The 26,574-nt window shown below is 74.1% G+C and carries 23 protein-coding genes; 13 read left to right on the top strand and 10 right to left on the bottom strand.

Annotated elements, in window-relative coordinates:
* Positions 1-95 precede the first annotated feature (95 nt).
* Positions 96-1,469, top strand: a complete 1,374-nt coding sequence (locus AB0N31_RS24685; RefSeq protein WP_366060583.1) for a trypsin-like serine protease — start codon at positions 96-98, stop codon at positions 1,467-1,469.
* A gap of 149 nt (positions 1,470-1,618) precedes the next feature.
* Here the strand turns inward: AB0N31_RS24685 and AB0N31_RS24680 are convergent, their stop codons facing one another.
* Positions 1,619-3,685 (bottom strand): SpoIIE family protein phosphatase, encoded by a 2,067-nt coding sequence (locus AB0N31_RS24680; RefSeq protein ID WP_366060582.1) that lies wholly within the window; start codon positions 3,683-3,685, stop codon positions 1,619-1,621.
* Positions 3,686-3,889: 204 nt separating this feature from the next.
* Between AB0N31_RS24680 and AB0N31_RS24675 the strand changes: the two genes are divergently transcribed.
* On the top strand, positions 3,890-6,637 hold the full coding sequence (locus AB0N31_RS24675; protein ID WP_366060580.1) for a SpoIIE family protein phosphatase: 2,748 nt from the start codon (positions 3,890-3,892) through the stop codon (positions 6,635-6,637).
* 33 nt (positions 6,638-6,670) lie between these two features.
* On the opposite strand, the gene AB0N31_RS24670 is transcribed toward AB0N31_RS24675, so the two are convergent.
* Positions 6,671-6,934, bottom strand: a complete 264-nt coding sequence (locus AB0N31_RS24670) for a transglycosylase family protein (protein WP_366060637.1) — start codon at positions 6,932-6,934, stop codon at positions 6,671-6,673.
* A 478-nt stretch (positions 6,935-7,412) separates the two neighbouring features.
* Between AB0N31_RS24670 and AB0N31_RS24665 the strand changes: the two genes are divergently transcribed.
* From AB0N31_RS24665 to AB0N31_RS24645, 5 genes are all read left to right on the top strand, one after another.
* The gene (locus AB0N31_RS24665) at positions 7,413-7,592 is read left to right on the top strand and encodes a hypothetical protein (protein WP_363089620.1); all 180 of its coding nucleotides are present in this window, start codon (positions 7,413-7,415) and stop codon (positions 7,590-7,592) included.
* Positions 7,593-7,797: 205 nt separating this feature from the next.
* Entirely contained in the window at positions 7,798-8,121 is a 324-nt protein-coding gene (locus AB0N31_RS24660) for an alpha-amylase (protein ID WP_366060579.1), read from the top strand.
* A gap of 229 nt (positions 8,122-8,350) precedes the next feature.
* Positions 8,351-8,536 carry a hypothetical protein gene (locus AB0N31_RS24655; protein WP_366060578.1) on the top strand — a complete coding sequence of 62 codons (186 nt, stop codon included), beginning with the start codon at positions 8,351-8,353 and terminating at the stop codon, positions 8,534-8,536.
* 302 nt (positions 8,537-8,838) lie between these two features.
* Positions 8,839-11,103: a catalase gene (locus AB0N31_RS24650; RefSeq protein WP_366060577.1), complete on the top strand. Its 2,265-nt coding sequence runs from the start codon at positions 8,839-8,841 to the stop codon at positions 11,101-11,103.
* 154 nt (positions 11,104-11,257) lie between these two features.
* Positions 11,258-11,725, top strand: a complete 468-nt coding sequence (locus AB0N31_RS24645; RefSeq protein ID WP_366060576.1) for an MSMEG_6728 family protein — start codon at positions 11,258-11,260, stop codon at positions 11,723-11,725.
* A gap of 73 nt (positions 11,726-11,798) precedes the next feature.
* Here AB0N31_RS24645 and AB0N31_RS24640 read toward each other — a convergent pair whose 3' ends face one another.
* Positions 11,799-12,203 (bottom strand): DUF4190 domain-containing protein, encoded by a 405-nt coding sequence (locus AB0N31_RS24640; RefSeq protein ID WP_366060575.1) that lies wholly within the window; start codon positions 12,201-12,203, stop codon positions 11,799-11,801.
* Positions 12,204-12,436: 233 nt separating this feature from the next.
* On the opposite strand from AB0N31_RS24640, the gene AB0N31_RS24635 reads away from it, so the two are divergent.
* The 3 genes from AB0N31_RS24635 to AB0N31_RS24625 all read left to right on the top strand — a co-directional run bounded on the left by AB0N31_RS24635 (position 12,437) and on the right by AB0N31_RS24625 (position 15,133).
* A complete protein-coding gene (locus tag AB0N31_RS24635; protein ID WP_366060574.1) occupies positions 12,437-12,583 on the top strand; it encodes a hypothetical protein in 147 nt (48 codons plus the stop codon).
* Between the two features lie 90 nt (positions 12,584-12,673).
* Positions 12,674-14,593, top strand: coding sequence for a molecular chaperone HtpG (gene htpG, locus AB0N31_RS24630; protein ID WP_366060573.1), 1,920 nt, complete (start codon positions 12,674-12,676; stop codon positions 14,591-14,593).
* 150 nt (positions 14,594-14,743) lie between these two features.
* Positions 14,744-15,133, top strand: coding sequence for a hypothetical protein (locus AB0N31_RS24625; RefSeq protein WP_366060572.1), 390 nt, complete (start codon positions 14,744-14,746; stop codon positions 15,131-15,133).
* Positions 15,134-15,157: 24 nt separating this feature from the next.
* Here the strand turns inward: AB0N31_RS24625 and AB0N31_RS24620 are convergent, their stop codons facing one another.
* The 6 genes from AB0N31_RS24620 to AB0N31_RS24595 all read right to left on the bottom strand — a co-directional run bounded on the left by AB0N31_RS24620 (position 15,158) and on the right by AB0N31_RS24595 (position 21,773).
* Positions 15,158-16,045 carry an oxygenase MpaB family protein gene (locus AB0N31_RS24620; protein WP_366060571.1) on the bottom strand — a complete coding sequence of 296 codons (888 nt, stop codon included), beginning with the start codon at positions 16,043-16,045 and terminating at the stop codon, positions 15,158-15,160.
* A 152-nt stretch (positions 16,046-16,197) separates the two neighbouring features.
* Complete coding sequence (locus AB0N31_RS24615) at positions 16,198-16,881, bottom strand: hypothetical protein (RefSeq protein ID WP_366060570.1); 684 nt, start codon at positions 16,879-16,881, stop codon at positions 16,198-16,200.
* Positions 16,878-18,524 (bottom strand): protein kinase, encoded by a 1,647-nt coding sequence (locus AB0N31_RS24610; RefSeq protein ID WP_366060569.1) that lies wholly within the window; start codon positions 18,522-18,524, stop codon positions 16,878-16,880. Before AB0N31_RS24610 ends, AB0N31_RS24615 begins: the two co-directional genes overlap by 4 nt.
* Positions 18,525-18,651: 127 nt before the next feature.
* Positions 18,652-19,800, bottom strand: a complete 1,149-nt coding sequence (locus AB0N31_RS24605) for a serine hydrolase domain-containing protein (RefSeq protein ID WP_366060568.1) — start codon at positions 19,798-19,800, stop codon at positions 18,652-18,654.
* A 162-nt stretch (positions 19,801-19,962) separates the two neighbouring features.
* On the bottom strand, positions 19,963-21,186 hold the full coding sequence (locus tag AB0N31_RS24600) for an MFS transporter (protein ID WP_366060567.1): 1,224 nt from the start codon (positions 21,184-21,186) through the stop codon (positions 19,963-19,965).
* Positions 21,183-21,773, bottom strand: a complete 591-nt coding sequence (locus AB0N31_RS24595) for an XRE family transcriptional regulator (RefSeq protein WP_366060566.1) — start codon at positions 21,771-21,773, stop codon at positions 21,183-21,185. Before AB0N31_RS24595 ends, AB0N31_RS24600 begins: the two co-directional genes overlap by 4 nt.
* Here AB0N31_RS24595 and AB0N31_RS24590 point away from each other — a divergent pair.
* Positions 21,772-22,293, top strand: coding sequence for an N-acetyltransferase family protein (locus AB0N31_RS24590; protein ID WP_366060564.1), 522 nt, complete (start codon positions 21,772-21,774; stop codon positions 22,291-22,293). The two genes, AB0N31_RS24595 and AB0N31_RS24590, sit on opposite strands and share 2 nt — an antisense overlap.
* A gap of 93 nt (positions 22,294-22,386) precedes the next feature.
* On the opposite strand, the gene AB0N31_RS24585 is transcribed toward AB0N31_RS24590, so the two are convergent.
* Complete coding sequence (locus AB0N31_RS24585; RefSeq protein WP_366060563.1) at positions 22,387-23,553, bottom strand: S1 family peptidase; 1,167 nt, start codon at positions 23,551-23,553, stop codon at positions 22,387-22,389.
* An 808-nt stretch (positions 23,554-24,361) separates the two neighbouring features.
* On the opposite strand from AB0N31_RS24585, the gene AB0N31_RS24580 reads away from it, so the two are divergent.
* Both AB0N31_RS24580 and AB0N31_RS24575 read left to right on the top strand, forming a co-directional pair.
* Complete coding sequence (locus tag AB0N31_RS24580) at positions 24,362-26,086, top strand: sigma-70 family RNA polymerase sigma factor (protein ID WP_366060562.1); 1,725 nt, start codon at positions 24,362-24,364, stop codon at positions 26,084-26,086.
* Between the two features lie 118 nt (positions 26,087-26,204).
* A complete protein-coding gene (locus AB0N31_RS24575; RefSeq protein WP_366060561.1) occupies positions 26,205-26,414 on the top strand; it encodes a hypothetical protein in 210 nt (69 codons plus the stop codon).
* Positions 26,415-26,574 lie beyond the last annotated feature (160 nt).

Here is a 26,574-nt window from a genome sequence, read left to right as displayed (position 1 = left end):
CCCGAAGCCGCTAAACCCTCCTGCCTCCGGCATCCCCTCGCGTGCCACGGGCAAGGCCTCGCGTCATCCGTCCCTGACCCGAGGAGACACTCCGCATGGTTGCCAGACCCCCCGCCGGCAGACGCCGCGCCGCCCTGACCGCCGTCGGCACCCTCGTCCTGGCGGCCGTTCCGGCGGTCGCGGCCGCCGAGCCGTCGCACCCCGTACGGCCCGGACCCGCCGCCGCCCGCGCACTCGGTGTCGACCAACCCCCGCGGGAGGTGCTCAGCGCCCTCCAGCGCGACCTGCGCCTGACGCCCGGGCAGGCCACCGCGCGCCTGGCCAACGAAGCGGAGGCGGGCCCCCGGGCCGGCCGGCTCCACAACGCGCTGGGCGCGCGCTTCGCCGGGGCGTGGGTGACCGGCCGGACGTCCGACGGCCTCACGGTCGCCACCACCGACGCGGCCGACGTACCCGCGATCCGCGCCGAGGGCGCGCAGGCCGCCGTCGTCACCACCTCCCTCAGCGGCCTGCTCTCCCTCAAGAACGCCCTCGACGAGACGGCCGGCCGGGTCCGGACCACGGAGACGCCGGTCTGGTACGTCGACGTCAGGGCGAACCGGGTCGTGGTCCAGGCGACCAGCCGGTCGGCCGCGACCGCCTTCATCGAGGCGGCCGGTGCCCAGGGCAAGGGCATCGGCATCCGGGTGGCGGCCGAGCGCCCGCGCCCGATGGCGGACATCGTCGGCGGCGAGGCCTACTACATCGACGACACGGCCCGCTGCTCCGTGGGCTTCTCCGTCACCAGGGCGGAGCAGCAGGGCTTCGCCACGGCGGGCCACTGCGGCAGCGCCGGGGCCACGACGACGGGCTCCGACGGGACCGACCAGGGAACGTTCCAGGCGTCCGACTTCCCGGGCAAGGACATGGCCTGGGTGGGCGTGAACGGCGACTGGACCGCCACCGCCGACGTGAGGGGGGAGGGAGACACGAAGGTCCAGGTCTCCGGGTCGGTCCGGGCGCTCGTGGGCGCGTCGGTGTGCCGCTCCGGCTCGACCAGCGGCTGGCACTGCGGCACGGTCGAGCAGCACGACGTGAGCGTCACCTACGCCGACGGCACCGTCGACGGCCTGTCCCGGACGACGGTGTGCGCCGAACCCGGCGACTCCGGCGGGCCGTTCCTGGCCGGGACCCAGGCCCAGGGCGTCACCTCGGGCGGCTCGGGGGACTGCACGCGCGGCGGCACCACGTTCTTCCAGCCGGTCAACCCCCTCCTGAGCCGGTACGGGCTGACCCTGAAGACCGCGGGCGAGGCCGTGACGCCCGCTCCGCAGCCGGGCGCCTCCACCGACACCTGGGCCCCGGGCCGGGTCTACGAGGTGGGGGAGACCGTCTCCTTCGGCGGTGTCGACTACCGGTGCCTCCAGAACCACCAGGCGCAGGGCACGGGATCGCCGGAGGCCGCCCCGGCACTGTGGCAGCGCTCCTGACCGCCTGATCGCGCCGGGTCCGGCGGCGGAACGGATCCCGCCGCCGGACCCGGCCGTCCCGCCGAGGCGGTGGGCGGGGAGCACCGAGGGCCCGCCCGGCGACAGGCGCGTCGGACCGGCGCGGGGACAGCGGTCCGACGAACCGTCGCCTACGCGGTCCGGGCGACGAGAAGGGCGACGTCGTCGTGGTCCTCGGGGTGGCGCAGGCCGTGCAGGAGCAGGTCGCAGGTCTCCTCCAGGGGGCGCCCCGGCTCGTCGAGGAAGCCGAGCAGCACGTCGAGACGGTCGTCGATGGAGTGCTGACGGGTCTCCACGAGGCCGTCCGTGTAGAGGACCAGCATGTCGCCGGGCACCAGGTCGGTCGTGGTGGTCTCGAAAGGCACGCCGCCGACGCCGAGCGGCGCCCCGGTGGGCAGGTCGAGCAGCCGGGGCTCATGCCCGGGGCCGGCCAGCGCGGGCGGCATGTGGCCGGCGTTGGCGATCCGGAACTGGCCCGTACGGGGGTCGTAGACGGCGTAGAGGCAGGTGACGATGTAGTGCTCCAGGCCGCGGGTGATCTTGTCGAGGTGCTGGAGCACCGAGCCGGGGTCGAGTTCGAGATCCGCGTACGCGCAGGTGGCGGTGCGCAGCCGCCCCATGGTGGCGGCCGCGTCGATGCCGTTGCCCATCACGTCTCCGACGACCAGCGCCGTCTTGCCGTCGGTGAGGGGGATGACGTCGTACCAGTCGCCGCCCACCTCGCTGGTGGCCTGCGCGGGCTGGTAGCGCGAGGCCAGCTCCAGGCCGGGGTGCCGGGGCGGATGGTCGGGCAGCAGGCTGCGCTGGAGGGTCAGGGCGGTGTTGCGCACGCTCTGGAACCAGCGCGCGTTGTCGATGGCCACGGCGGCACGGCCGGCCAGCTCGCCGGCGAGGACGACGTCGTCCTCGTCGAACGGGAGCGGATTGCGGGTGCGCTTCAGGTCCAGGGCGCCCAGCACCTCGCCGTGGGCGATCAGCGGAACGGCCAGGTACGAGTGCACCCCGGCCCGGGCCAGGAGCGCGCAGGCCTCGGCGCTGCGGGCGATGCGCGGCAGATCGCGCTCGCCCACGTGCCGTACCAGGACCGGCCGGCCGCTGTGCACGCACAGGGTGACCAGACGGTCGCCCTCGTACGTGGTGAGGTCGCCCGGTGGGTCGGCGGCGCGCTCCGCCACGGTGGGGTGGGAGGCCTTCAGCGCGAGGGCGCGGAAGAGTTCGGGCCCGTCGTCCGGCCGGCGTCTGCGGCGGCAGGCCAGTGCCGAGTCGAGGATGTCGACGGCGACCACGTCGGCGAGTTCCGGCGTGGCGACCTCGGCGAGTTCCCGGGCGGTCCGCTCCACCTCCAGCGTGGTGCCCACGTGCGTGGACGCGTCGGCGATGAGCGCCAGGCGCCTGCGGGCCCGGTCGGCCTCGGCGGCCGCACGGTGGCGTTCGGTCGCGTCGACCAGCGAGAGGGCCGCGCCGAGAACCTTGCCGCCCGGATCCTCCAGCCGGTAGAAGGACAGCGACCACGCGTGCTCGTGGTCGGGGTCGGTGGGCGGCCGGCCCACGTGGAACTGGTCGAGCAGCGGGGTGCCGGTGGCGATCACCTGGCGCAGCGCCGACTCGATGGTGTCGATGTCGGGCAGGGGCAGCGCCTCCCGCAGCCGACGCGCGACGTGGTCCCCGGCGGGAATGCCGTCGATGCGCTCCAGAGCCGGGTTGACGAGCAGGTACCGCAGATCGGTGTCGACGAGGGCCAGACCGATCGGGGACTGGTCGATGAGCCGCTCGCACAGCGCGAGGTCCGTCTCGACGCGCTGGAGAAGCTGGTGGTCGGCCACGATGCCCAGGGCGTAGACGTCCCCCAGGTCGTCCTGCAGCCGGATGTTGCGGAACTCCACCAGACGGCTGCTGCCGTCCTTGTGCCGGACGGGAAACGCCCCCGCCCAGCCGCGGCCGGTCTCCAGCACCTCCGCGAACAGCCGTACGACGGCCTGCAGATGCTCGGGGTCGATGAACAGCCGCGCCGCGTACGCGCCCAGGGCCTCCGCCGCGGTGTAGCCGAACAGATCCTCGGCCTGCGGAGTCCAGAAGACGATGCGTCCCTCGGCGTCGAGAACCACCGCCGCCACGCTCAGCATGTCCAGCAGGCCGGTGGTGCGGGGCGGCTCGAGATCGTACGGGTCGTTGCCGGACCGGAAGGAATCGGACGTCATCCTTGAGCCTCCTCCACCGGTCGGCGGAGCGGGGCGGCGACGGTCGGTACCGCCGCACACCCGGGTCGCGGGCACCGGCCCTTCCATGCTCCCCCCGCACGGCGGATCCCGGAAGCCGGGCCGCCGCCGGCGGCGGCCGGTCCGGCCGGTGCCGTGCGCATCGGCCGGACTAGCAGGACCATGGTCGTGAAGAGGATGGCAGCCATGGAATCTGCTCGAGGTACTCCCCAGGGTCCGCCGCCCGACGGACCCGGACACTTCCCCGGCGGGCCGACGCCCGGCGGCCCCGGAGGCGTGCCCGGTGGCCTGCTGCGCGGCGAGACCGGCGAGGTCTCCGGCGGCCCGCTGCCCGCCGGGCCGGGCCGGAGCGCCGGTGGGCCGGCATCTGGCCGCGCCGACGGCGGTTCCGGTGGGTCGGCGCCCGGTGAGCCCGGTCGTCCTCCCGGTGGACCGGCGGCCGGTGAGCCCGTCGGCGTTCCTGCCGGGCCGCCGGCCGGGGCGTCCGGCGAGTCGGCGGCCGGCGGAGCCGACGGGGTTCTCGACGCGTCCACCGACGCGGCGGCCGTCGTCACCGTCGGTGGCATCGTCATGGGCTGGACCCGGGCGGCCGAAGCGCTGCTCGGCCGCCCGGCGGACGAGGTGGTCGGCGGCTCCGCCGCGCGTCTGGTGGCGATGCCCGCGGACCCGGCCCGGGTGGCCGGCGTCGCCGAGCACTGCCGCGCCGGAATGGGGTGGAACGGACACGTCTCCGTACGCCACCGCGACGGCCGGCCCCTGGACGTCGACCTGCGCGTCTCCGCGTCCTTCCGCCTGGGCGACGACGAGTGCTTCCTGCTCTCGGCCCGTGAGCGGCGGACGCGGTGGACGGTCGGCCAGTCGGTCCTCGACGGGTTCCTGACCCGCTCACCGATCGGCATGGCGGTGATGGACCTGGACCTGCGGTACGTGTGGCTGAACGACACCCTGGAGCGCTTCGGCGGCGTCCCCCGCGAGCAGCGGCTGGGACACCGGCTGAGCGAGTTGCTCCCCGGCCTCCAGGCGGAGACGCTCGAAGGTCTGATGCGCAAGGTCCTGGAGACGGGCGCCCCGGTCACCGACTACGAGTACGTGGGATGGAGCTGGGCCGACCCGCACCGGCAGCACGCCTACTCGACCTCGTTCTTCCCGCTGGTGGACGCCCGCGAAGCGGTCACCGGGGTCTGCTACATGGTCCTGGACGTCACCGAACGGTGGAACGCGCGCCGCCTGCTGTCGATGGTCAACGAGGCCGGAACCCGCGTCGGCACCACGCTGAACGTGATGCGGACGGCCCAGGAACTCGCCGACTTCGCCGTGCCGGGCTTCGCCGACTTCGTCATCGTCGATCTTCTGGAGCCGGTCCTCAGCACCGAGGGGCACGGCGCGTGGCTGACCGACGCGGGCCCGGCGCCCGCCAGACCGGTGATGCGCCGCGCCGCGCTGAGGTCGGTGCGCGAGGGCTGCCCGGAGGCGGTGGCGCAGATCGGTGACCGTGTGGGCTTCCTCCCGCCCCCGCACGGGATGCGCCTGCTCATGGCGGGGGACGCGGTCCTCATTCCGGTCCTCGATCCCTCCGAGGGCCTGTGGGCGGCGGAGGAGCCCGCGCGCGCGGAGCGGATCCGGGAGTTCGGACTGCACTCGCTGATCTCCGTGCCGATGCGGGCGCGGAACACCGTCCTGGGGGTCACCACGTTCATCCGCTCGCTCAACCCGGTCTCCTTCCAGTCCGACGACGTGCTGCTGGCCCGGGAACTGGTCGCGCGGGCGGCCCTGTGCGTCGACAACGCGCGGCGCTACACGCGGGAACACACGGCCGCCGTCACCCTGCAGCGCAGCCTGCTGCCGGACGTCCTGACCGGCGGTTCGGCGCTGGAGGTCGCCTCCAGCTATCTGCCGGCCGACCCGACGGACGGCGTGGGCGGCGACTGGTTCGACGTCATCCCGCTCTCCGGGGCCCGCGTGGGCCTGGTGGTCGGGGACGTGGTGGGGCACGGCATCACCGCCGCGGCGACGATGGGCCGGCTGCGCACCGCGGTGCAGACCCTCGCCGACATGGAGATGCCCCCGGACGAACTGCTGGCCCACCTGGACGACCTCGTGCTCCGGCTGAGCGCGGAGGGCAGCGACGACGAGGCGGCCCGCACGACGGCGGCCACCTTCCTCGGCGCGACGTGTCTCTACGCCGTCTACGATCCCGTCACCCGGCGGTGCTCGATCGCCCGGGCCGGGCATCCGCCCCCCGTCGTGGTCGCGCCCGACGGGCGGGTCACCTTCCCGGAGGTTCCCGCCGGGCCTCCGCTCGGGCTCGGCGGCATGGGCTTCGAGACCACCGAGATCGAACTCGCCGAGAACAGCCTTCTGGGCCTCTACACCGACGGCCTCATCGAGGGGGCCGACCGCGACATGGAACGGGGCATGACCCGGCTCGGCGAACTGCTGGCCCACCCGGACGGCGACCTCGACACGCTGTGCTCGACGGCGGTACGGCACCTCGTGCCCGCGCCCCGGCCCGACGACGTCGCCCTGCTCCTGGTCCGCACCCGCGCCCTGGCCGCCGACGACGTCGTGTCCTGGGAGGTACCCGTGGACCCGGCCGCCGTCGCCGACGCACGGGCCCGCGCGATCCGCCAGGTGGAGGCGTGGGGGCTGGGGGACCTGGCGATGACGACCGAACTCGTCGTGAGCGAGCTGGTCACCAACGCGATCCGGCACGCCGTTCCCCCCATCCGGCTCCGCCTGCTCCGCGACGCCCGGCTGACCTGCGAGGTCTGCGACGCCAGCAGTACGGCCCCCCGGCTCCGGCACGCCCGCAGCACGGACGAGGGGGGCCGGGGCCTGTTCCTCGTCGCCCAGCTCGCGCATCGCTGGGGGGCGCGCTACACGCCCGACGGCAAGATCATCTGGGCCGAGCAGGAGATCCCGGCGCCCCCGTAGCCAGGGGGCACCGGGAGGTTCACGCGTCGGCGTTCACGCACAGCCCCAGGCGTTCATGCCCTGCATCGCCGCGAGCCGGCGGGCGACGGCGATCTGCGACCTCCTGCTCGCCAGGTCGGCTCGCGGCGCGTGTCTGAGTCCGCCCGCGGCGACCCAGCTGCGCTGCGAGAACTGCAGGCCGCCGTAGTAGCCGTTTCCGGTGTTGGCCCGCCAGTTGCCGCCGGATTCACAGCGGGCGATGGCGTCCCAGTCGGCCCTCGTGGGGACGCCCGGGGCGGCCCCGGCGGCGGGGGCCATGACGGTCAGGAGGGTGGCGACGGGCAGGCCGAGCCACAGGGCGGGGCGGGCCGACCGGAGCGGTCCGCGCGCATGACAGCGCGTCAGGTGTTTCTGAAGTGAAAACATGACAAGTGACATTAAGCGTATGAATTCGCCACCGCCTGCCGTCGCGCCCGCGCGCGGCCCCTCGTACGGCCTTCCGGGTGACGGCCCGTCAGCCCACCCCGCCGCCGTCAGCCCACCCCGCCGCCGGCGGGAGGTCCCCCGAAACGATTCCCGCCGATCGGGGGAGGGTGGCGGAAGCCCTCCCCTCGCACCCGTCTACGATGTCCTGGCCCCTGCCCGACCGGCGTGGGAGCGAGTCGGCGTCCGGTGACCCGGTCCGACTCGGTGGACAGGGGTCGACACCGGCGTCGAACCGCCTCGTCGACCGTGCCCGTCCGCCGGCCCAACTGGCCCTGTCGTGGCCGCCGTCTGCCGAAAGTGACGTCCCTACGTGTTCCAGGAAACGCCGATCTTCCATCGTCTCGTCGCCGAGCGGGGCGACATCCCGACCCAGGTGCGGGGCGAGGCCGAGCGGATCCAGCGCGATCTCGCCTCGGTCATCCCGTCCCCGTCCGCCGCCGGCAACCTGCCCGCGCAGCACTTCCTCGCCGTGCGGGGCCGCCCCGAGTGAACCACTCCCACCGGCCGCGACACCGGACCGGTTGACAGAACTTGCAGACCTCGTACCCGCACTGAGCAGCTGCTTTGCTTCACGGTTGGACGACGTCTGAAAACACCTTCATCTCTTTGCGCAAGAGGTGAGGAGTCGTGAGGATGGCGCGTCAGGACGCCCCACCGTCATCCATCCGTCCGTCCTCACCTCTTGGGGAAGAGTCATGCCGCATCTCCTTGCACAGGCCGTGGCCACGGCCGCCGCCGCGCTCGCCGTCCTGCTGACGAGCCCGGCGGCTTCCCACGCCGCGATCGCCGACCCGCCCGGGACGCCGGCCCCCGACTGCGCGCACCACCACGCCGACCGGCGCTACACCACCGTCGTCAACGACTGCGACACCACCGTGAGCGTGACCGTCGACTACGCCGACGGCCAGTGGGCCCCGTGCCGCACCCTCGCCCCGCGCGACATCGCCACCTTCGCCGGATACGGCTTCGGCGAGAACCGTGTCATCGGTCTCAGCACCTGCCTGCCGGAGACCGTCTGACCGCACCCGCACCCGCACCCGCACCCGCACCGTCCGACCGGTCCGCGGCGCGCTCCCGGCCCCGCGCTCGGCGGTGTGCGGGTGAGCGACCGGGCGGACCGGCGGCACCGTCCACGACGGGCGGCTCCCGGCGGACGCTCGGCGGCGGCCGGAAGCCGCCGTGTGTGCGTCGCCGTCATCGGGTACTCGGCCCGCGACCTGTTCGACGTTCGCGGAAGGGACGGCCGTGATGACGGTGCCGGAAGAGAACCGGAAGAAGACCGACACGACCGACGAGGTGATCGGCGGGGGCGCCGGCTCCGGAGGTTCCTCCCGTCCGGGCGCGGCGTCGGGCCGCACGATGCGCGAGGCGATGGAGGAGGCCGGCGTCCGTTCCGAGGACTACCCGGCCGCCGAGGGGCCGAAGGGGTCGTAGCGCCGCGCCCGCCCGGTGCGTCCAGCCGGGGCACGCGACCCGTTCCGGTTCTGCCCGGGTCCCGCTGCCGTCGGTCACCCGGCTGGTGGACGAGCCACTGCGGCGTAATCCCGGCCGTGCCAGATTGATGCACGGAACCACCTTTTCGTAGGCCTTTGTGTGCCTTTGACGCCGTGGTCCCACGGCCGCCGCCACCCGCGAGCAGGGGCGGCGGTCGTCGTACGCCCTCCGCTGCCGTCGGCAGCCGGACCGCCACCGGCCCCGGCACACATCCGCGCCACGAGTGAGAAGCGAAGGAAGCGATGAGCGAGAGCAATCCCATCAAGCGGGCGGCGGAGAAGGTCGTCGACACCCTGCGCGCCGACGGAGCGGGGCCGGAGGACGGGATTCCCGGGAAGCCGGGCCCCCAGTCCCCTCCGGTCGCCGAGCCGACCCGGCCGACGGACCCCCTGCCGCCCAAGCCCGACCAGAGCGGACCCGACACCGTGTCCCCGACGGGACAGCCCACAGGGGCCGACCAGGCCCGCGTCGCGCAGTCCGGCAGCTACCTGACGAACGCCCAGGGGACCCGCCTCCACGACACCGACCACTCGCTCAAGGCCGGACCCCGCGGCCCCGTACTGCTCCAGGACCACCACCTGCGCGAGAAGGTCATGCACTTCGACCACGAGCGCATTCCGGAGCGGGTGGTGCACGCCCGGGGCGCGGCGGCCCACGGGGTGTTCCAGAGCTACGGCACGGCGGCCTCCGTGACCAAGGCCGCCTTCCTCGCGGAGGACGAGGAGACGCCCGTCTTCGTGCGGTTCTCCACGGTGCTGGGCTCGCGCGGCTCGTCCGACACCGTGCGGGACACCCGCGGTTTCGCGACGAAGTTCTACACCAGCGAGGGCGTCTTCGACCTGGTCGGGAACAACATGCCCGTCTTCTTCATCCAGGACGCCATCAAGTTCCCGGACGTCATCCACGCCGGCAAACCGCACCCGGACCGCGAGATCCCGCAGGCCCAGAGCGCGCACGACACCTTCTGGGACTTCGTCACCCTGCACACCGAGGCCACCCACCACACCCTGTGGAACATGTCCGACCGGGGCATCCCGCGCTCGTACCGCACGATGGAGGGCTTCGGCGTCCACACCTTCCGCCTGGTCGCTGCCGACGGCGGCACGACGCTGGTGAAGTTCCACTGGAAGCCCAAGCTGGGTGTGCACTCCCTGGTCTGGGAGGAGGCGCAGATCATCAACGGCGTCGACCCGGACTTCCACCGCCGGGACCTCGCCGACGCCATCGAGGCGGGCGCGTACCCCCAGTGGGAGCTGGGCATCCAGACCTTCCCGGACACCCCGGACCAGACCTTCGAGGGCATCGACCTGCTGGACCCGACCAACCTCGTCCCCGAGGAACTGGCCCCCGTACGGCCGGTCGGGCTGCTGACCCTCAACCGCAACCCGTCGAACTTCTTCGCCGAGACCGAGCAGGTCGCCTTCCACGTCGGCCACCTCGTGCCGGGCATCGACATCACCGACGACCCGCTGCTGGCCGGGCGCCTGTTCTCCTACCTCGACACCCAGATCACCCGGCTCGGCGGCCCCAACTTCCCCCAGCTGCCCATCAACCGGCCGCACGCGCCGGTCAACGACATGCTGCGCGACGGCATGCACCAGACGGCCGTGCACCGAGGCGTCGCCCCCTACCGGCCCAACTCCCTCGACGGCGGCTGCCCGTTCACCGCCGGTGCGGACACCGGCGCCTACATCGAGTCGCCGGTGCCGGTGCCCGAGGCCACCAAGGTGCGCGAGGCACCCGAGTCGTTCGCGGACCACTTCAGCCAGCCGCGCCGGTTCTGGCTGAGCATGAGCCCGGTGGAGCGCGAGCACATCATCGGCGCCTACACCTTCGAACTCTCCAAGTGCTACGAACAGGCCGTCAGGGAGCGGGCGTTGCAGGTCCTGGCCAACATCGACCCGGAGCTGTGCGGCGAGGTGGCGACCGGCCTCGGTCTGCCGGCGCCGCAGCCGACCGTGCCGCTCGCGGACGTCGAGCCCAGTCCGGCCCTGTCGCAGGTGGGCCGTACCTGGCCCACGGACGGCCGGATCATCGGCATCGTCGCGGGCCCGGACGGCGACCTCGACGGGGTGCGCGCCGTACGCGACGCCGTCCTCGAAGGCGGCATGGTCCCCCTGGTGATCGGCCCGGTCGGCGGCATCCTGGGCTCCCTGACCGTGCAGCGTACCTACGCCAACGCGCGGTCCGTCGAGTTCGACGCCCTGCTGCTGGCGGGGACCCCCGCCGTGGGCGGCGACGCCTACGGCGCCCGTGACGCCAAGGGGCTCCCCGCCGCCGCGGGCCCGGCACCCGTGGACCCGCGCGTCAGCCTGCTGGTGTCGGAGGCCTTCCGGCACGGCAAGGCCCTCGGTGCCTGGGCGGGCGGCGAGGCCGTCCTCGACGCGTCCGGAGTGCCCGCCGGCGCACCGGGCGTCGTCGCCGGCGCCTCGGGCACGGCCGTCCTGGAGCAGCTGACCCGCCTCCTGGGCGAGCACCGCGCGTGGGACAGGTTCGCCGCGGCCTGACCGGCCGAGCCGCGCCCTGACCGGTCGGCCGTTCGGCCCGACCGGCCGGTCGGGCCGAACGGCCCAGGACGGTCCGTCCACCCGACCGGCCGTCGGCCGCACACTCCCGCAGCGTGCGGCCGACGGCTCCCCGTTCTCCCGCCAGGGGCGGCCCGTGCAGACCTTCCTCCCCCACGCCGACTTCACCGCGTCCGCCGCGACCCTCGACCCGCGCCGGCTGGGAAAGCAGCGCGTCGAGACCCTCCAGGTGCTGCGCGGTCTGACCGTCCCCGGCTACGGCTGGCGGCACCATCCGGCGGTCCGCATGTGGACCGGCTACGAGGAGGCGCTGGTCCGTTACGGCCTGGAGATCTGCGGAACGTGGACCGCGGCCGGGCGCGCCGACACCTGCGCCGTCTCCCTGATGACCGGCTTCACCGGCAGCCGCGGCCGAACCGGCGTCCGCACCCAGCGGGAGCTGGCCGACGCCGGTGAACTGCCGCCGTGGCTGGGCGACCCGGAGTTCCACCGCAGCCACCGGTCCGCGCTCGTGCGCAAGGACCCGGACTTCTACGGCCGTCTCTTCCCGGACGTGCCCGACGACCTGCCCTACGTGTGGCCCGCCTCGGACCGGATGCCCTGAGGCCACGCCCGACGTGTCGCCGGGCGCGGCCTCAGGGCATCGGTCGCACGGCGGACGTGCCCGACGCGGTACGTCAGTTGTTCACGCCCCGGTCGAAGTCCTTGGCGCACTGCTCGCGTTCGGCCTGCGTGTCGGCGTGCTCGACACAGTCGGAGTAGTTCTTGAACTCGTCCGAGTTGAGCAGCGACACGCCCGCGGCGAGGATGACCGACGAACCGATCAGGCCGAGGGCTCCCGTCACCGCGCCGACGATGGCCATGACGCCGTTGGTGGCGACGCCACGCCTCGCGCGGCGGTGTCCCAGCACGCCGAAGACCAGGGCGAGCAGCCCGAGGACGATGCCGCCGAAGACGGTCCAGAAGAGCACGACGGCCAGGATGCCCAGCACGAGCGCCGCGATCCCGAATCCGTTGCGGTGCTCGGGCGTCGTGCCGTACGCGGGCCGGGGCTGTCCGTACGGGCCTTGGGCCGAGGTCATGATGGTGACTCCCTCCGGTACGTGGATCGCGGGTGTGCGGTGCCGGCGGCCTCCGCGACGTCGCGGACCGCGGTGCAGGTCGGTTGCCCCCTGCGTCCCGGCCCATGCCCGCGGTCGGCGCGCCACCCCGCGACGGCCGAACTCGCCGGGCGATCACCGCCCTCGGGCCTGATCGGTGCCCGGCCGGGTAGGCGGAGGAGGACAGCGACCGATCCGACCCGAGGAGGACGACGATGGCCACCGTCATCCAGCGCATCAAGGAGTTCAGCAGGAGCCCCCAGGGCCGCCGCACCATGGAGCAGGTGCGCCGTACGGCGTCCGATCCGCGTCGGCGGGCCCAGGCGCGCCGGCTGCTGGACCGGCTGCGCACACGGCGGTAGACCGGCCGGGCGGGCCGGTGACCGACTGTTCTAAAGTGACTGCCGTCAGTCAGTTCCGGATGACCTGGGACGGAGAGGTAGTCGCCCATCATGCCGACCGAAACGTTTGAGTTCCGCGTAGAGGCCCGTCAGCTCCTGCAGCTGATGATCCACTCGATCTACTCGAACAAGGATGTCTTCCTGCGCGAACTCGTCTCCAACGCCTCGGACGCGTTGGACAAGCTGCGCCTGGCGGCGCTGCGCGACGACACGTTGGACGCCGACGTGTCCGATCTGCACATCGACATCGAGGCCGACGGCGAGGCCCGCACCCTGACCGTGCGGGACAACGGCATCGGCATGTCGTACGACGAGGTGGCGGAGCTGATCGGCACCATCGCCAACTCCGGCACGGCCACGTTCCTCGAACAGCTGCGGCAGGCCGACGACGAGGCCGGCGCCGAGAACCTCATCGGGCAGTTCGGCGTCGGCTTCTACTCCAGCTTCATGGTGGCCGACGAGGTCACCCTGGTGACCCGGCGGGCCGGCGAGGCGCGGGGCACGCGCTGGTCGTCGCGCGGCGAGGGCACCTACACGCTGGAGACCGTCGACGGGGCGCCGCAGGGCACCACGATCACCCTCCACCTCAAGCCGGCCGACCCGGAGAACCAGCTCCACGACTACACCTCGCCGTGGAAGCTCCGGGAGATCGTCAAGCGGTACTCGGACTTCATCACCTGGCCGATCCGGATGGCCCCGCAGGCCCCGGCCGGCGACGGCGGGGAGAGCGACGCCGCCGCGCGCGAACCCGAGACGCTGAACTCGATGAAGGCGCTCTGGGCGCGGTCGCGCGACGAGGTCGAGGACGCGGAGTACCACGAGCTCTACAAGCACATCAGCCATGACTGGAACGACCCGCTGGAGACCATCCGGCTCCAGGCGGAAGGCACCTTCGAGTACCAGGCGCTGCTGTTCATCCCCTCGCACGCCCCGCACGACCTGTTCACCCAGGGCTACAAGCGCGGCGTCCAGCTCTACGTCAAGCGCGTCTTCATCATGGACGACTGCGAGGCCCTCCTCCCGCCGTACCTGCGGTTCGTGAAGGGCGTCGTCGACGCCCAGGACCTCTCGCTCAACGTGTCCCGTGAGATCCTCCAGCAGGACCGCCACATCCAGCTGATGCACCGGCGGCTGGCGAAGAAGGTCCTGTCCTGCGTGAAGGACATGGCGAACGCCGCCCCCGACCGGTACGCCACGTTCTGGCGGGAGTTCGGCCCCGTCCTGAAGGAGGGGCTGGTCACCGACGCGGACAACCGCGACGCCCTCCTCGCCGTCTCGTCGTTCGCCACCACGCACGACGCCTCCGAGCCGACGACGCTCAAGCAGTACGTGGAGCGGATGAAGGACGGGCAGGACGCCGTCTACTACATGACCGGCGACTCCCGCGACGCCATCGAGAACTCGCCCCACATGGAGGCCTTCCGGGACCGCGGCATCGAGGTGCTGCTGCTGACCGACCCGGTCGACGAGGTGTGGACCGACGCGGTCGCCGAGTTCGACGGCAAGCCGCTGCGGTCCGTGGCCAAGGGCGAGTTCGCCCTCGACGGCGACGGCGACGCGGAGAAGCCCGCGGAGAGCCGGGAGAAGCAGAACGAGGAGTACGCCGACCTGCTCACCTGGATGAAGGAGCAGCTCGGGGAGGACATCAAGGAGGTCCGGCTGTCCTCCCGGCTCACGGTCTCCCCGGCCTGCCTGGTCTCCGACGCCGACGACCTGACCCCGGCGCTGGAGAACCTCTACCGCGCGATGGGCCAGGACGTCCCCCACGCCCGGCGCGTCCTCGAACTCAACCCCGACCACACGCTCGTGAAGGGCCTCAACCGGGCCCTGCGCGACCGGGCGGACCGGGCCGGGCTCGCCGAGGACGCGCAACTCCTCCACGGCCTCGCGGTGCTCGCGGAGGGCGGTCGGCCGAAGGAACCCGCCCGCTTCACACAACTCCTCGCGGAACGCCTGGAACGCGCCCTTTAACAGGATTTCCGAGGTGGGTGGCGCCGCGCCCGGGGCGCCACCCACGACGAATTGTCAGCGGTGTGCTGAAGAATGCGCGAAAGCGAGATCAACTCCGGGCAAGACGGGGTAGGCGGTCTCGAGTCCCTGCCCTGAAAGAGGTCACCGCTGATGCCGCTCACCGCGATCCGGCCGCAGTCCGCCGACACGCCTCGCACCCCGGCCACGGCCGACATCCTGCGCATCGTCTCGGACGCCCGCACCCCGGTCTTCGTCACCGTGCACGCCAACGGCCGCCGCAGGTACAGCTATTGGCGCCCGCTGGACTCCACCACCGGCAGAGGCGGCTGCTACGTCGCCCTCCCCACCGCCGAGTGCGACGAACTGCAGGCCGCCGGCCGCATCACCCTCGGCGACCCCCTCACCGACCCCACGAAGACCACCTACCGGGTCCGGCCGCTGCGCACCGCCCAGACCCCCACCCGCGTACCCCCGGCCCCCCGCCGTCCGTATGCGGTCCCGGCCCCGGTCCGGACCCGGGACCGTATACGGGCGGCGTGAACCGGCAGGCGCGGCACCGCCCCGTCAGGCCGGCGGCGCGACCACCGCACGCCGGGCCGGCGTCATCGCCCAGCGGATCGCCGCCGTCATCGCGGTGCCCAGCGGCCGTACGCACAGGCTGTCGACCACGGCGAACCGGGGGAGGCGCAGCTCGGCGGCGGCCCAGTCGGGCAGCAACGACACGGCGTTGGCGGCCAGTACGCCGTAGGGCAGGCGGGCGACGAGGGGGACCGGCGGGTTCAGCAGGAGGAAGCGGGCGGTGTCCCGGGCCTCGGGAGTGGCGCGCAGCTCCGGGCGGTACGCCGACAGCCGCGCCGCGAGCGACGCCCTGCTGCGCGGCGGATCGGGGATGCCGAGGGCGACGGCGATCCGTGCCGTGTCCTCGACGTACCCGTCGCACTCCTCGTCCGACAGGGGGGACAGGCCGTAGCGCTGGTGCGCGCGGAGGAAGCTGTCGACCTCGGCGACGTGCACCCAGGCCAGCAGGTGCGGGTCCGAGGCGCGGTACGGCTCCCCGCTCGCGGTGACCCCGCGGACGCGTTCGTGGACGGCGCGGACCTGGTCGCAGGCCTGCTGGGCGTGCTCGGCGGTGCCGTACGTCGTCGTGGCGAGGAAGGTGCTGGTGCGCTGGAGCCGGCCCCACGGGTCGCCCCGGAAACCCGAGTGCGCGGCCACGGCGGCCATGGCGAGCGGATGCAGCGACTGGAGCAGCAGGGCGGACAGCCCGCCGACGAACATCGAGGCGTCCCCGTGCACCTGGCGGACGGGACGCTCCGGCCCGAACCAGCGTGGGCCCGGCGTGCCGTGGATGCGGGCGCGGTTGCGCACCCCGTCGGGCCCGGCGACGCGCGCGAAGAGACCCTGCCCCAGCCGCTCGCGCGGACTGGGGCCACCCGTTCCGATCGTCCTCATGGCTGCCGTGGCCTCCTCTCGGCCCACCGGGAAGCGCGGGCTCGTGGCGTCCGTTCCCTCCTCCCCCTTCTACCCCATATGTCCCCGTCGGAGCGTGCGGGGCGACGTGCCGACGGCGGCAGCGGGGGCGGACGGCGATCAGGAGCAGGCGATCAGGAGCAGTCGTACACGAACCGGACCTCGGCCGACCGCCGCTCGGGCGACAGCACCCGCAGCTCCGCCACCGCCTCGTGCCGGCCGGGTCCCCGGAAGGTCCACAGCAACTGGAGCCGCACCTGCCGCTGCCCCCGCGCGACCGTGGCGTGCCGTACGGCGGAGGAGGTGCCGTCGCTGCGCACCCACCGGTAGGAGAGCGTGCCCGGCCTGCCGTCGGTGCGGACGACCCCGACCACGCCGGCGGTCGTGTCGCAGCCCTGGAGCTCCCGCGCGACCGCCACCGACACCTCGCGCACGCCCACCGTGGACGCCGTGTGCTCACGCCAGAACAGCAACAGGACGGCGGCGACCAGCACCAGCGCGGGCAGCGCGTGGCGCCGCAGCCGGCGGCGCGGCGGCGGGGGAGGCACGGGCGTGGGCGGCGTCGGCCGCGGGTGCCGGGTCAGGGCCGCCGTCACACCGGGACCGAAGCGCAGGACGGTCCCGTCATCGGGAACGGCCACCGTGCCGGCCATGAGGGTCGGGGCGGGGCCGGAACCGGTTTCGGGGCCGGTTTCGGTTTCGGGCAGCTGGACCCAGTGGCTGGCCAGCACGGTCGCGCTGTAGTCGTCGTCCCCGGCCCCGGGTGCCGCCGGGGGGAGGGAACCGGGTGCGGGCGTCGCGCCGTCGGGGGTGGTCATCGGAGTTCACACTGCCTGGTCAGGAGCTGCTGGGAGGCGCCGCCGCCGGCGGGGTCGGTGCCGACCCGGACCGTCCAGTAGCAGCCGGTGCCCTGGAAGGCGTGGTCGACGGTGAAGGAGTACTGCGTGGCACCGCTGCGCTGCTGCGTCGTCGGCGGCCCGTCGCCGGTCCCCGGCCGGCCGCTGACGTTCCCGGTGAACCAGCCGACGGTGACGGAGAACGGGCCGGTGCCGTCCGTCGTGACGGTGACCGTCGCGGTGGCCGTGCCGGGCCCGGTCTGCCGGAAGCCGGTCACCGTGACGTCCTTGACCGCGGGCGGGCCCGGGGGAGCGGAGGTGCCGGCCGTCACGCCGGGAGAGGCCGGCACCGGGGGCTCCGCGGTGGTCGGTTCCGCGCTCGGGGTGGCCTGCGACGCGGAGGGCGAGGGAACCGGGGACACGGACGGGGGAGCCGGGCTGCCGGACGAGGCGGTGGCGGACGGCGCGTCGGAGGGCGTCGCCGTCGGCGTCGGCGACGCGGCGCTCGGCGGGAGCGTGCCCGTCGGCGCGGCGGGTGCGCCGGGCGCGGCACTCGTGGTGGCCAGGGCCTGCGCGGCCTGACGGGAGTCGGCGACGGTGTCCGCGCCGACGCCGCGCGCCGCCAGGATCGCCACGAGCACGAGGGCCACGGACACCGCGAGCCCCGGCCAGGTGGGCCGCCACGGGCGCAGCCGGCTGCCCGCGCCCCGGCCGAACACCGTGCGGGCCGTGTCGGTGGCGGCCGTCGGCATCTCCTGGCCGGTCGGACGGGGGAACAGGAACAGCGCGACCAGAGCGGCCAGCCGGCCCCGTCCCCGCTCCTCCCAGTCGCTCCCGTACGCCGCCACGGCGATCCCTTCCAGCTCCGCGACGAACGCCGCCGCGTCCGAGGGCCGCTGCTCCGGCGACTTGGCCAGACCCCGGCCGACCAGCGACCGCACCGCCTCGGGCACCTCCGCGACCGGGATCGCGCCCTCGACGTGCTGCAGCGCCAGTTCGGCCAGGTTGTCGCCCGTGTAGGGCCGGCGCCCGGTGAGGCACTCGAAGAAGGTGGCCGTGGCGGCGTACACGTCACCGGCGGGCGAGGCCGGGGCGCCGGTCCACTGCTCCGGGGCCATGTAGGCGGGCGTCCCCGCGGCACCGGCCCGCACACCGGCGTCCACGGCGATGCCGAAGTCGACCAGCTTGGACACGCCCTCGGGCGAGACCAGGACGTTCTCCGGTTTGTAGTCCCGGTGGACCACGCCGACCCGGTGCGCGTCGGCGAGACCGAGCAGCGAGCCCTTGAGGACGACCAGCGCGGCCTCGGGCGACAGCGGGCCCTGCCGGGCCAGCGCGGTCCGCAGGGAGACGCCGTCCACCAGTTCCATCACGATGGCGGCGCCGTTCGTGGCCTCGACGTACTCGTAGAGACCGGCCACGTACGGGCTGCTCAGTCCGGCGAGCAGCTGCGCCTCCGCGCGGAACCCGTGCACGAAGCCCGGCCGCGTCCGCAGCGACTCGCTGAGGTACTTCACCGCCACCGGCACACCCGTCGGCTCGTGGACGGCCAGCACCACCCGCCCGCTCGTTCCGGACCCGAGTTCGAGCGACTCGGAGTACCCCGGTACAGCCCATGTGTTCATCGCCGTCCCCCAGCCCCTACCACGCCCGTGTCACCGCGCCCCGGCACATCGGGCCACGCGGACGAAGACACGTTTTCGGCCAGAGCGGTTGCAGGTGGGCCGTGGACGTCACGCCCGGCCGCGGACGTCAGGCCGCCGCGGTCAGCTGCCAGAAGTCACGCATCAGGGCGGGCGGGGTCGGCCCGGTCATCGCCATCTGGGTGAGCAGGACGCTCACCGTCCCGTCGGCGGGGACCAGATGGGCCGACGTTCCGGAGCCGCCGACCCAGCCGTAGCGGCCGGGCACGTTCCACGGACGGACCCGTTCGACGTCCACCGAACCGCCGTACCCCCAGCCCTGGCCCTCCAGGAACAGTCCGCAGGAGGCGCGCTGTCCGGGGGTGAGGTGATCGGTCGTCATCCGGAGCACGGCCTCCTCCGACAGCACCCGCCGGCCCTCCGCCGTGCCGCCGGCCAGCAGCATCCGGGCGAAGGCGAGCCAGTCCCGCGCGGTGGACACGAGTCCGCCGGCGCCCGAGGGGAAGGCGGGCGGCTCGCTCCACTGGCCGTCGGGCGGGTCCATCACCTCGGGTACGCCCTCCGCGCCCGGCCGGTAGAAGGTGGGCAGCCGGTCGAGCCGGCCGGCCGGCACCCAGAAGGCGGTGTCGGTCATCCCGAGCGGTTCGAGGACGCGTTCCGCCAGGAACTCCGGCAGCGGCTGCCCCGACACGCGCGCCGCCAGCACCCCCTGGACGTCGGAGGCGGTGTTGTACAGCCATGCCTCGCCCGGCTGGCGCACCATCGGGATGCGGGAGAGGCGGTCCATCCACTCGTCGGGCGCGGGCGTGTACCGCGGGTCCAGGCCGGACTTCTGGAGCGTCCCGAAGAGCTGCTGGACGGCCGGGAGCGAGAAGTCCTCGGGGAAGCCGTGGCCGGCCCGGGAGGTGAGCAGGTCCTCGACCGTGACGTCCCGCCGCGCCGGGACCACGTCGTCCGGATCCGCCTCCGGGGTGCGCACCACCCGGGGGGCGGCGAGTTCCGGCAGCCAGCCCTTCACCGGCTCGTCCAGCGCGAGCCGGCCCTCGTCGACCAGCGTCAGCAGCGCCGCGGCCATCACCGGTTTGGTGATCGAGGCGAGCCGGAACAGGGTGTCCTGCCGCATCGGGGAGCCGCCGCCGAACTCGAACGTCCCGGCGGCCACCGTCTCGGTCCGCCCGCCCCGGGCCACGAGGGCCACCGCCCCGGGGACCGTGCCGTCGTCGACGTACCGCCGCAGGAGGTCGTACAGGCCGCTCATGGTGTTCCGCCTTCCGTCCGCCGGCCCGCCGGTGCGCGGGGCGGCCGTGCGCAGGGGAGACCGGGCCGCCCGCCGGAACTCATCGGTCCCCGCCGGAACGCACGGCGGGGACCGGTCGGGCGTACGCCGGTGGTGCACCTCGGTGCCGGCGCCGCCCCGGGGTCAGCGGTGCCGGAGAGCAGCCGGCCGGCGCCGGTCCTCTCCGGCGTCCCCCTCCTGACGGGGTCCCGCGCGGTGCGCGGCGGCGAGCCCGCCGGCGGCGAGGAGGGCGCCCAGGGCGGTGAGGACGGTGCCCCGCCAGCCGACCGCGTCGAGGAGGGGACCGGTGACGGCCGCGCCCAGCGCGCCGACGGCGAAGTAGAGCACGAGGTAGACGCCGGTGAGACTGCCGGCGCGGTGGGGGTCGACGGCGACGACGACGCTCTGGTTGGCGGCCTGCGCGGCGAAGCAGCCCGCGTCGAACAGGGCCAGCCCCAGCACGGTCGCCGCCGGGTGCGGGAAGCCGGCGGCCAGGACCGCCGTGCCGAGCGCGGCGACCGTCACGGCCCCGACGGTGACCCGGCCCGGCGTGTACCGGTCGACCAGGCGGCCGGTGAACGGCAGTGCCACGAACCCGAGGAGTCCGGCCAGGCTGTACAGACCGATGGCGGTGGCGTCGAGCGAGTGGGGCGGACGCGCCAGCGTCAGGGCGAGGGCCACCCAGACGACGTTGAAGGCGAAATACCACAGGCCGCCCATGGCCACGGCGCGGCGCAGCGGGCGGTGCCGGAGCAGCAGGGGCGCCATGGCCGCGAGCGCGGCGGGGTACCCCTCCTCGGGGCGCGGGCGTTCGCGGGGCAGGAGCCGCGAGGTGACGAGCGCGCCGAGGAGAGCGAGGCCGGCGAAGACGAGCAGCATGCGGCGCCAGCCGAGCAGGTCGGCCAGGCTTCCGCCGGCCCAGCGGCTCAGCAGGATGCCGGCGGACAGGCCGGTGGCGACCGTGGCCATGGCCCTGCCGCGCCGGCCGGGTGCGGCGTACCGGCCCGCGATGGCGCCGGCCTGCGCCGCGACCCCGGCCATCGCGCCGATGAGCAGACAGGCGGTCAGCAGGACCGGCGCGTTCGGCGCGGCGGCGGCCAGCGCGAGCCCCGCGGCCAGAGCGCACAGCTGGACGCCGACCAGCCGGTGCGGGGCGACCCGGTCGGTGAGGGGCAGCAGCAGCGCGAACCCCGTCGTGCAGCCGACGAGGGTGGCCGTCGGGACCAGCCCCGCCGTGGCGGGGGACAGGCCGAGGTCGGCGGCCACGTCGGTGAGGGAGGGCTGGAGGACGTAGTTGTTGGCGATCGCCGTCGCCGCGGTGCCCGCGAGCAGCAGGGTGCCGTACCGGGGGAGGGCCGGGCCGCTCACGGCCGGTCGGCCTGGGCGCGGATGACGACGTACCGGCACTCGGCGCCGCCCTCGTTGGCGAAGGTGCAGGGCGCGGGCTCGCCGAGTTCCACGGTGTCGCCGGGGCCGAGGTAGTGGACGGTGGTCCCCTCGTGGAAGGTCAGCCGTCCGTCCAGCACCCACACCACCTGCCGGGCGAACGCGAAGGACGCCGCCGGGTACGACACCGCAGCCCCGGCGGGCAGCCGGATCTCCGCCGTCTCCGCGGGGAAGCGCGGGCCGGTGATCTGACGGCGCCGGTAACCGGTGTCCGGATCGCGCCACTCGGTCGCGTCGCCGTACCGCCGCACCCCGGCCGTGCCGTCGGACCCGTGCGCCTCGCCCTCGGCGAGCGCCAGGAGCGAGGAGACGCTGAGCCGGAAGGCGGCGGACAGCTTGCCGAGCACGACGGCCGTGGGACTGCTCTCGCCCCGTTCGATCCGGTGGATCATCGCGCGGGAGACCCCGGAGGCCTCGGCCAGCTCGTTGAGGGTCCAGCCGCGTCGTTCGCGCTCGGCGCGGACACGGACGGCGATCCGCTCCACCAAGGGATCTACTATGTTGGACATGGTGACAATATATGAGAAGCGTGAGGTGGTGCGGGTCCGTCCGGCGACCGCGGCCGACGGCGAGGCCATCCGCGTCATCCGCAACCACGCCGTCGCCACCTCGACGGCCCTGTGGACCGACACCCGGCAGTCGCCGGCCGACGCCGCGGTCTGGCTCGCCGCGCACCTCGCGCGAGGCTCGGCGCTCGTCGCGGAGGCCGGCGGCGAGGTCGTCGGGTTCGCGGTCTACGGCCCCTGGCGCGACCTCGACGGCTACCGCCACACCGTGGAGAACTCCGTCTACGTCCGTGAGGGCAGCCAGGGTCTGGGTCTCGGCGGCGCGCTGCTGGGCGCCCTCGTCGAGGCGGCGCGCGGGGCCGGCCACCACAGCATGATCGCCGGGATCGAGTCGGGCAACGCCACGTCGATCCGGCTGCACCGGCGGTTCGGGTTCACGGAGGTGGGCACCGTGCGCGAGGCGGGACTGAAGTTCGGCCGGTGGTTCGACCTCACGCTCATGCGGCTGGCGCTGGAGGCCTGACCCCGCGGCGACCGGGACGGGCCCGGAGGCGTGGGCGCACGGACCCGGGAGCGTGACCGGCCTGCCGGCCGGGGCCCCCGGGTCCGCCGCGGATCAGGCCGTGTGCAGGGTCAGCCCGTAGCGGTTGAGGATCTCGTTGACCGGCTGGAACCAGGTCTCCCCGCCGCTGCCGCAGTTGCCCCAGCCGCCCGAGGTGACGCCCTGCGCCTGGTCACCGCTGAGGAACGAGCCGCCCGAGTCGCCGGGTTCCGCGCACACGCTGGTCTTCGTCATCTGGTGCACCGCGCCCTGGCTGTAGTTCACCGTCTCGTTCTTGGCCAGCACGCTGCCGCAGTGCCAGTGCGTCGTGGAGCCCGACCGGCAGATCGAGCTGCCGACCGGCGCCTCGGCCGAACCGCGCACCAGCTGGTCGGGGATGGTTCCCCAGCCGAGCACGACCGGTACGGTCCACCAGCCGCTGCCGACGTTCACCCAGGCGTAGTCGTTGTCCGGGAACGACGAGCCCTGGAAGGCGCCGACGTAGGAGCCGTCCCAGCCGCTGACACCGGCGCCCGCCCGGCCGCAGTGCCCCGCGGTGACGAATCCGCCGTGCACCGAGAAGCCTATGGAGCAGCGGACGTTGCCCGTGTAGTACGGGTCACCGCCGACCGTGCCCGCCGCGAAGGTCCGCGGCGCGGCGGCGACCGTCTCGACGCTGACGGGACCGGCCTCGCGGGCCCGGGAGACGAACCGGCGGACATCGTTGTCGGCGGCCCTGTCCCGGACCACCTCGACCACCAGCGTGTTGGCCTCGGGATCGACGTGCCAGCTGCTCACCCCCCGCGGGGCGGGCAGCCGGTCCACCCGCTCCTTGGCCGCGTCGAGTTCGCGCGCGCTGTGCTCGACGGTGCGCACGGCGGCGCCGGTGGAGCGGACCGCGCGCAGCGTCGCGGGGGAGGCGTCGGAGGTGACGGCCACGGTCAGCCGTCCTTCCGCCGCGTCGAACCACGCGCCGCCGTAGGACGCTCCGGCGGCGCTGCGGGCCCGCGGCTCCACGACGGTGGCGGTGCGCTCGGCCGAGAGCCGCTCCTCGGCCTGACGCTTCGACAGGCCGAGGTCGCGCTGCATCGCGGCCAGCAGTCCGGTGGAGACCGGCCGGGAGTCCGCGGCGGCCGGTGCGGGGGAGTCGTTCGCCGCCGCGGGCAGGGCGGAGCCGGTGGTCCAGCTGCCGGCCAGGAGCAGGACGGCGAGTCCGGCGTACTTGAGTCTGCGGTGTCTCAAGGGAGTTGCCCCTTCGTCGTTCCAGCAAGGTGGGGGTGGAACAACCGCGTCTGAGAGCGCTCTCGTACGGATGGGTAGAGGGTAGCCATCCATCGTGGGCAGGTCCATGCCAATAGCGGAGTTCGGTTTCCGGTGCCTCCGTCGCGTACGTCTCGACGCACGCACGCCGGGACGCACACACGCCTCGGTGCATGCCGGGACGCACGCACGCCTCGGTGCACGTCGGGTCGGCGCGCGCCGAGGCGCTGGGCTGGGGTGTGCGCAGTCGCGGGGCCGGTGTCCTTGCGGTGGCCGGCCCGGTGGGGGTGCCTCAGCGGTTGCGCAGGGCGCTGGTGGCGAAGAAGCCGGTGGCGGCCGCGGTGATCAGGGCGCAGACGGCGAGGAGGAGGGTACGTCGCATCGAAGTGCCTTTCCCGGTGACGGTGGTGGAGCCCTGCACAACGCCGCCCGGCCCCGTGGCGCTTCGCCACCCGGCCGATGCCACCCGTACGGACGCGCCCAGAGGGGCGTGCGGAGCGCGTGCCGCCCCGGGAGCCGTCGCGCGGCACCGCCGATCCCCGCCCCCCTCGTCGCGCCCACGCCTTCGGGCAGGGCGCCGCCGGCGTGGCGGACGGCTTGCCAACGGCCGTCCGGCGGCGGGCCGTCGAGGCGGGTGGCGGGCCCGGTGTGATCCTCCCCATTGCGGTGGTGGGGCAGCGCGATGAACATCGCATCACACGAATTTCCGAATAACTGTTATCCGAGGCTGCCTCAGAGATCTCCCTTGTCACGGACAGCAACGTTCGGCATCGACGACAGGGAAGCTGCAATGAGTACTCAGCACACGAGGGAGCCGGCGGCACTGGTGACCGCCGCCCGAAAGGGCGACCCGGCGGCACAGGACGCTCTGGTCGGCGCGTACCTTCCGCTGGTCTACAACATCGTGGGCCGGGCGCTGAACGGCTCCGTGGACGTGGACGACGTGGTCCAGGAGACGATGCTCCGCGCCCTGGACTCGCTGGGCGCGCTGCGCGACCCCGGGAGCTTCCGGTCGTGGCTGGTGGCCATCACCATGAACCAGATCCGCGCGCACTGGCAGCAACGGCAGCTCGCCCAGGGCCCCGTGGAGGAGGCCGGCGACCTGGCCGACCCGGGCGCCGACTTCGTCGATCTCACCATGGTGCGGCTTCAGTTGTCGGGGCAGCGCCAGGAGACCGCGCGCGCCACGCGCTGGCTCGAGCCCGACGACCGGAGCCTGCTGTCCCTCTGGTGGCTCGAGTGCGCCGGCGCGCTGACCCGCGCCGAGGTGGCCGAGGCGCTGGAGCTGTCCCCGCAGCACACCGCCGTCCGCGTGCAGCGCATGAAGGCGCAGCTGGAAGCCGCACGCGTCGTCGTGCGGGCGCTCGACGCCCAGCCGCCCTGCGAGGAACTGCGGGGCGTGCTGGCGAGCTGGGACGGACGGCCGTCGGCACTGTGGCGCAAGCGAATAGCCCGGCACGCGCGCGGCTGCACGCGCTGCTCGGGCCTGTGGAGCGGGCTGCTGCCCGCGGAGGGACTGCTCGCGGGCCTGGCACTGGTGGCGGCGTCGCCCGCGCTCGCGGCGAGCATCCGCTCGGCCTACGACCCCTCGGCCATGGCCGTGGCCGGATCGGCCGTCCCGCTCGGCGCGGGCGAGAACCCCAGCGCAGGCGGGAACCCCGGCACCGGTGAGTACTCCGGCGCCGACGAGAGTCCCGCCGGGGCCGTCCCGCCCGGTGGACACCGCTCACACCGCTCCGCGGGTGGGCGGACCACCGCCCGCGGCGCGGCGCGGCGCAGGCGCCGCGGGCGGCGGCGGGCGGCCGGCGCGGCGGTCGTGGCCGCCTGTGTGGCGGGCGGCGGCCTCTACTGGTTCGGCACCCGGCCGGGCGACGAACCCGGCACGGGGACCGCGGCACGGACCGCCGACGAGGTGCTCCTGACGGATCCCGCCACGCCCGGCACCACCCCCGGGAACTCCCCGTCCGCCTCCGCCTCCCCCTCCCCGTCGACGTCCGCGTCCGCCTCGGCGTCGCCCAGCCCGAGCGCCTCCCCGAGTCCCCGGGCGAGCAAGAACACGCCGCCGGCCACGGTGAAGGCCCCCGCGCCGCGGCCTGAGGCCTCCCGCGCACCGGTCGCGCAGTCGGCTCCGTCCGGCAGGGCCGCACAGGTGATCGCGCTGGTCAACGAGGAGCGGGCGGCGGCCGGTTGCGGCCCGCTGACCGATGACGCGAAGCTGCGGGACGCCGCGCAGGGCCACTCCGAGGACATGGCCGCCCGCGACTTCTTCGACCACACCGATCCGGACGGTGCCGACCCCGGCGAGCGCATCACCGCCGCGGGCTACCGCTGGTCCACCTACGGGGAGAACATAGCCAAGGGCCAGCAGACCGCCGAGTCGGTGATGACGTCCTGGATGAACAGCCCCGGACACCGCGCCAACATCCTCAACTGCGCCTTCAAGAACATCGGCGTGGGCATCCACGACGGAAGCGGCGGCCCCTGGTGGACGCAGAACTTCGGCGCCAAGCTGTGAGCGGACGCCGTACCGCGCCCGCTCCGGCGGGCGGTACGGCGTTGCGGGTCCGGCGCCCTGCCGTGCGGAACCACCCGGTGCTAGGACGCCGCCGGCTCAGCCGGCCGGCTCGGCGCCGATGAGGAAGACCTGGGCCGTGTTCGCGCCGGTGGCGCACCGCTCCGTCATGGCCACTGCTCCGGCCGTCCCGGCGGCTCCCCGCATCGCCAGGCACGGCCCGGGCGACTACTACTCCCAGGGCTGCATCAAGCTGAAGCCGGCCGACATCAAGAACCTCTTCGCCAAGGCGGGCCGCTACGGCTGGCCGAAGACCCTCACGGTCAAGTAGACGGACCCGGCCGCCCGCGCGACCGCGCAGCGGCACACTCCGCGACCGCTCGCGCGGGCACGTCCCGCCCGGACACCCGGGCGGGACCGCGGAAATACACAGGGCATTCGCCTCATAGCGGACCATGAGGCAGGTTCCGCAATAGTGAGTCGTGAGCCGT

The organism is Streptomyces sp. NPDC051051 (assembly GCF_040682975.1).
Classification (GTDB): domain Bacteria; phylum Actinomycetota; class Actinomycetes; order Streptomycetales; family Streptomycetaceae; genus Streptomyces.
This window is presented reverse-complemented; position numbering and strand designations above follow the sequence as displayed.

Bases quoted from the DNA above. Each gene is read 5' to 3' on its own strand.
- AB0N31_RS24685 (WP_366060583.1), top strand. From the start codon at position 96: ATGGTTGCCAGACCCCCCGCCGGCAGACGCCGCGCCGCCCTGACCGCC.
- AB0N31_RS24680 (WP_366060582.1), bottom strand. From the start codon at position 3,685: ATGACGTCCGATTCCTTCCGGTCCGGCAACGACCCGTACGATCTCGAG.
- AB0N31_RS24675 (WP_366060580.1), top strand. From the start codon at position 3,890: ATGGAATCTGCTCGAGGTACTCCCCAGGGTCCGCCGCCCGACGGACCC.
- AB0N31_RS24670 (WP_366060637.1), bottom strand. From the start codon at position 6,934: ATGGCCCCCGCCGCCGGGGCCGCCCCGGGCGTCCCCACGAGGGCCGAC.
- AB0N31_RS24660 (WP_366060579.1), top strand. From the start codon at position 7,798: ATGCCGCATCTCCTTGCACAGGCCGTGGCCACGGCCGCCGCCGCGCTC.
- AB0N31_RS24655 (WP_366060578.1), top strand. From the start codon at position 8,351: ATGACGGTGCCGGAAGAGAACCGGAAGAAGACCGACACGACCGACGAG.
- AB0N31_RS24650 (WP_366060577.1), top strand. From the start codon at position 8,839: ATGAGCGAGAGCAATCCCATCAAGCGGGCGGCGGAGAAGGTCGTCGAC.
- AB0N31_RS24640 (WP_366060575.1), bottom strand. From the start codon at position 12,203: ATGACCTCGGCCCAAGGCCCGTACGGACAGCCCCGGCCCGCGTACGGC.
- AB0N31_RS24635 (WP_366060574.1), top strand. From the start codon at position 12,437: ATGGCCACCGTCATCCAGCGCATCAAGGAGTTCAGCAGGAGCCCCCAG.
- htpG (WP_366060573.1), top strand. From the start codon at position 12,674: ATGCCGACCGAAACGTTTGAGTTCCGCGTAGAGGCCCGTCAGCTCCTG.
- AB0N31_RS24625 (WP_366060572.1), top strand. From the start codon at position 14,744: ATGCCGCTCACCGCGATCCGGCCGCAGTCCGCCGACACGCCTCGCACC.
- AB0N31_RS24620 (WP_366060571.1), bottom strand. From the start codon at position 16,045: ATGAGGACGATCGGAACGGGTGGCCCCAGTCCGCGCGAGCGGCTGGGG.
- AB0N31_RS24615 (WP_366060570.1), bottom strand. From the start codon at position 16,881: ATGACCACCCCCGACGGCGCGACGCCCGCACCCGGTTCCCTCCCCCCG.
- AB0N31_RS24610 (WP_366060569.1), bottom strand. From the start codon at position 18,524: ATGAACACATGGGCTGTACCGGGGTACTCCGAGTCGCTCGAACTCGGG.
- AB0N31_RS24605 (WP_366060568.1), bottom strand. From the start codon at position 19,800: ATGAGCGGCCTGTACGACCTCCTGCGGCGGTACGTCGACGACGGCACG.
- AB0N31_RS24590 (WP_366060564.1), top strand. From the start codon at position 21,772: ATGGTGACAATATATGAGAAGCGTGAGGTGGTGCGGGTCCGTCCGGCG.
- AB0N31_RS24595 (WP_366060566.1), bottom strand. From the start codon at position 21,773: ATGTCCAACATAGTAGATCCCTTGGTGGAGCGGATCGCCGTCCGTGTC.
- AB0N31_RS24580 (WP_366060562.1), top strand. From the start codon at position 24,362: ATGAGTACTCAGCACACGAGGGAGCCGGCGGCACTGGTGACCGCCGCC.
- AB0N31_RS24575 (WP_366060561.1), top strand. From the start codon at position 26,205: ATGAGGAAGACCTGGGCCGTGTTCGCGCCGGTGGCGCACCGCTCCGTC.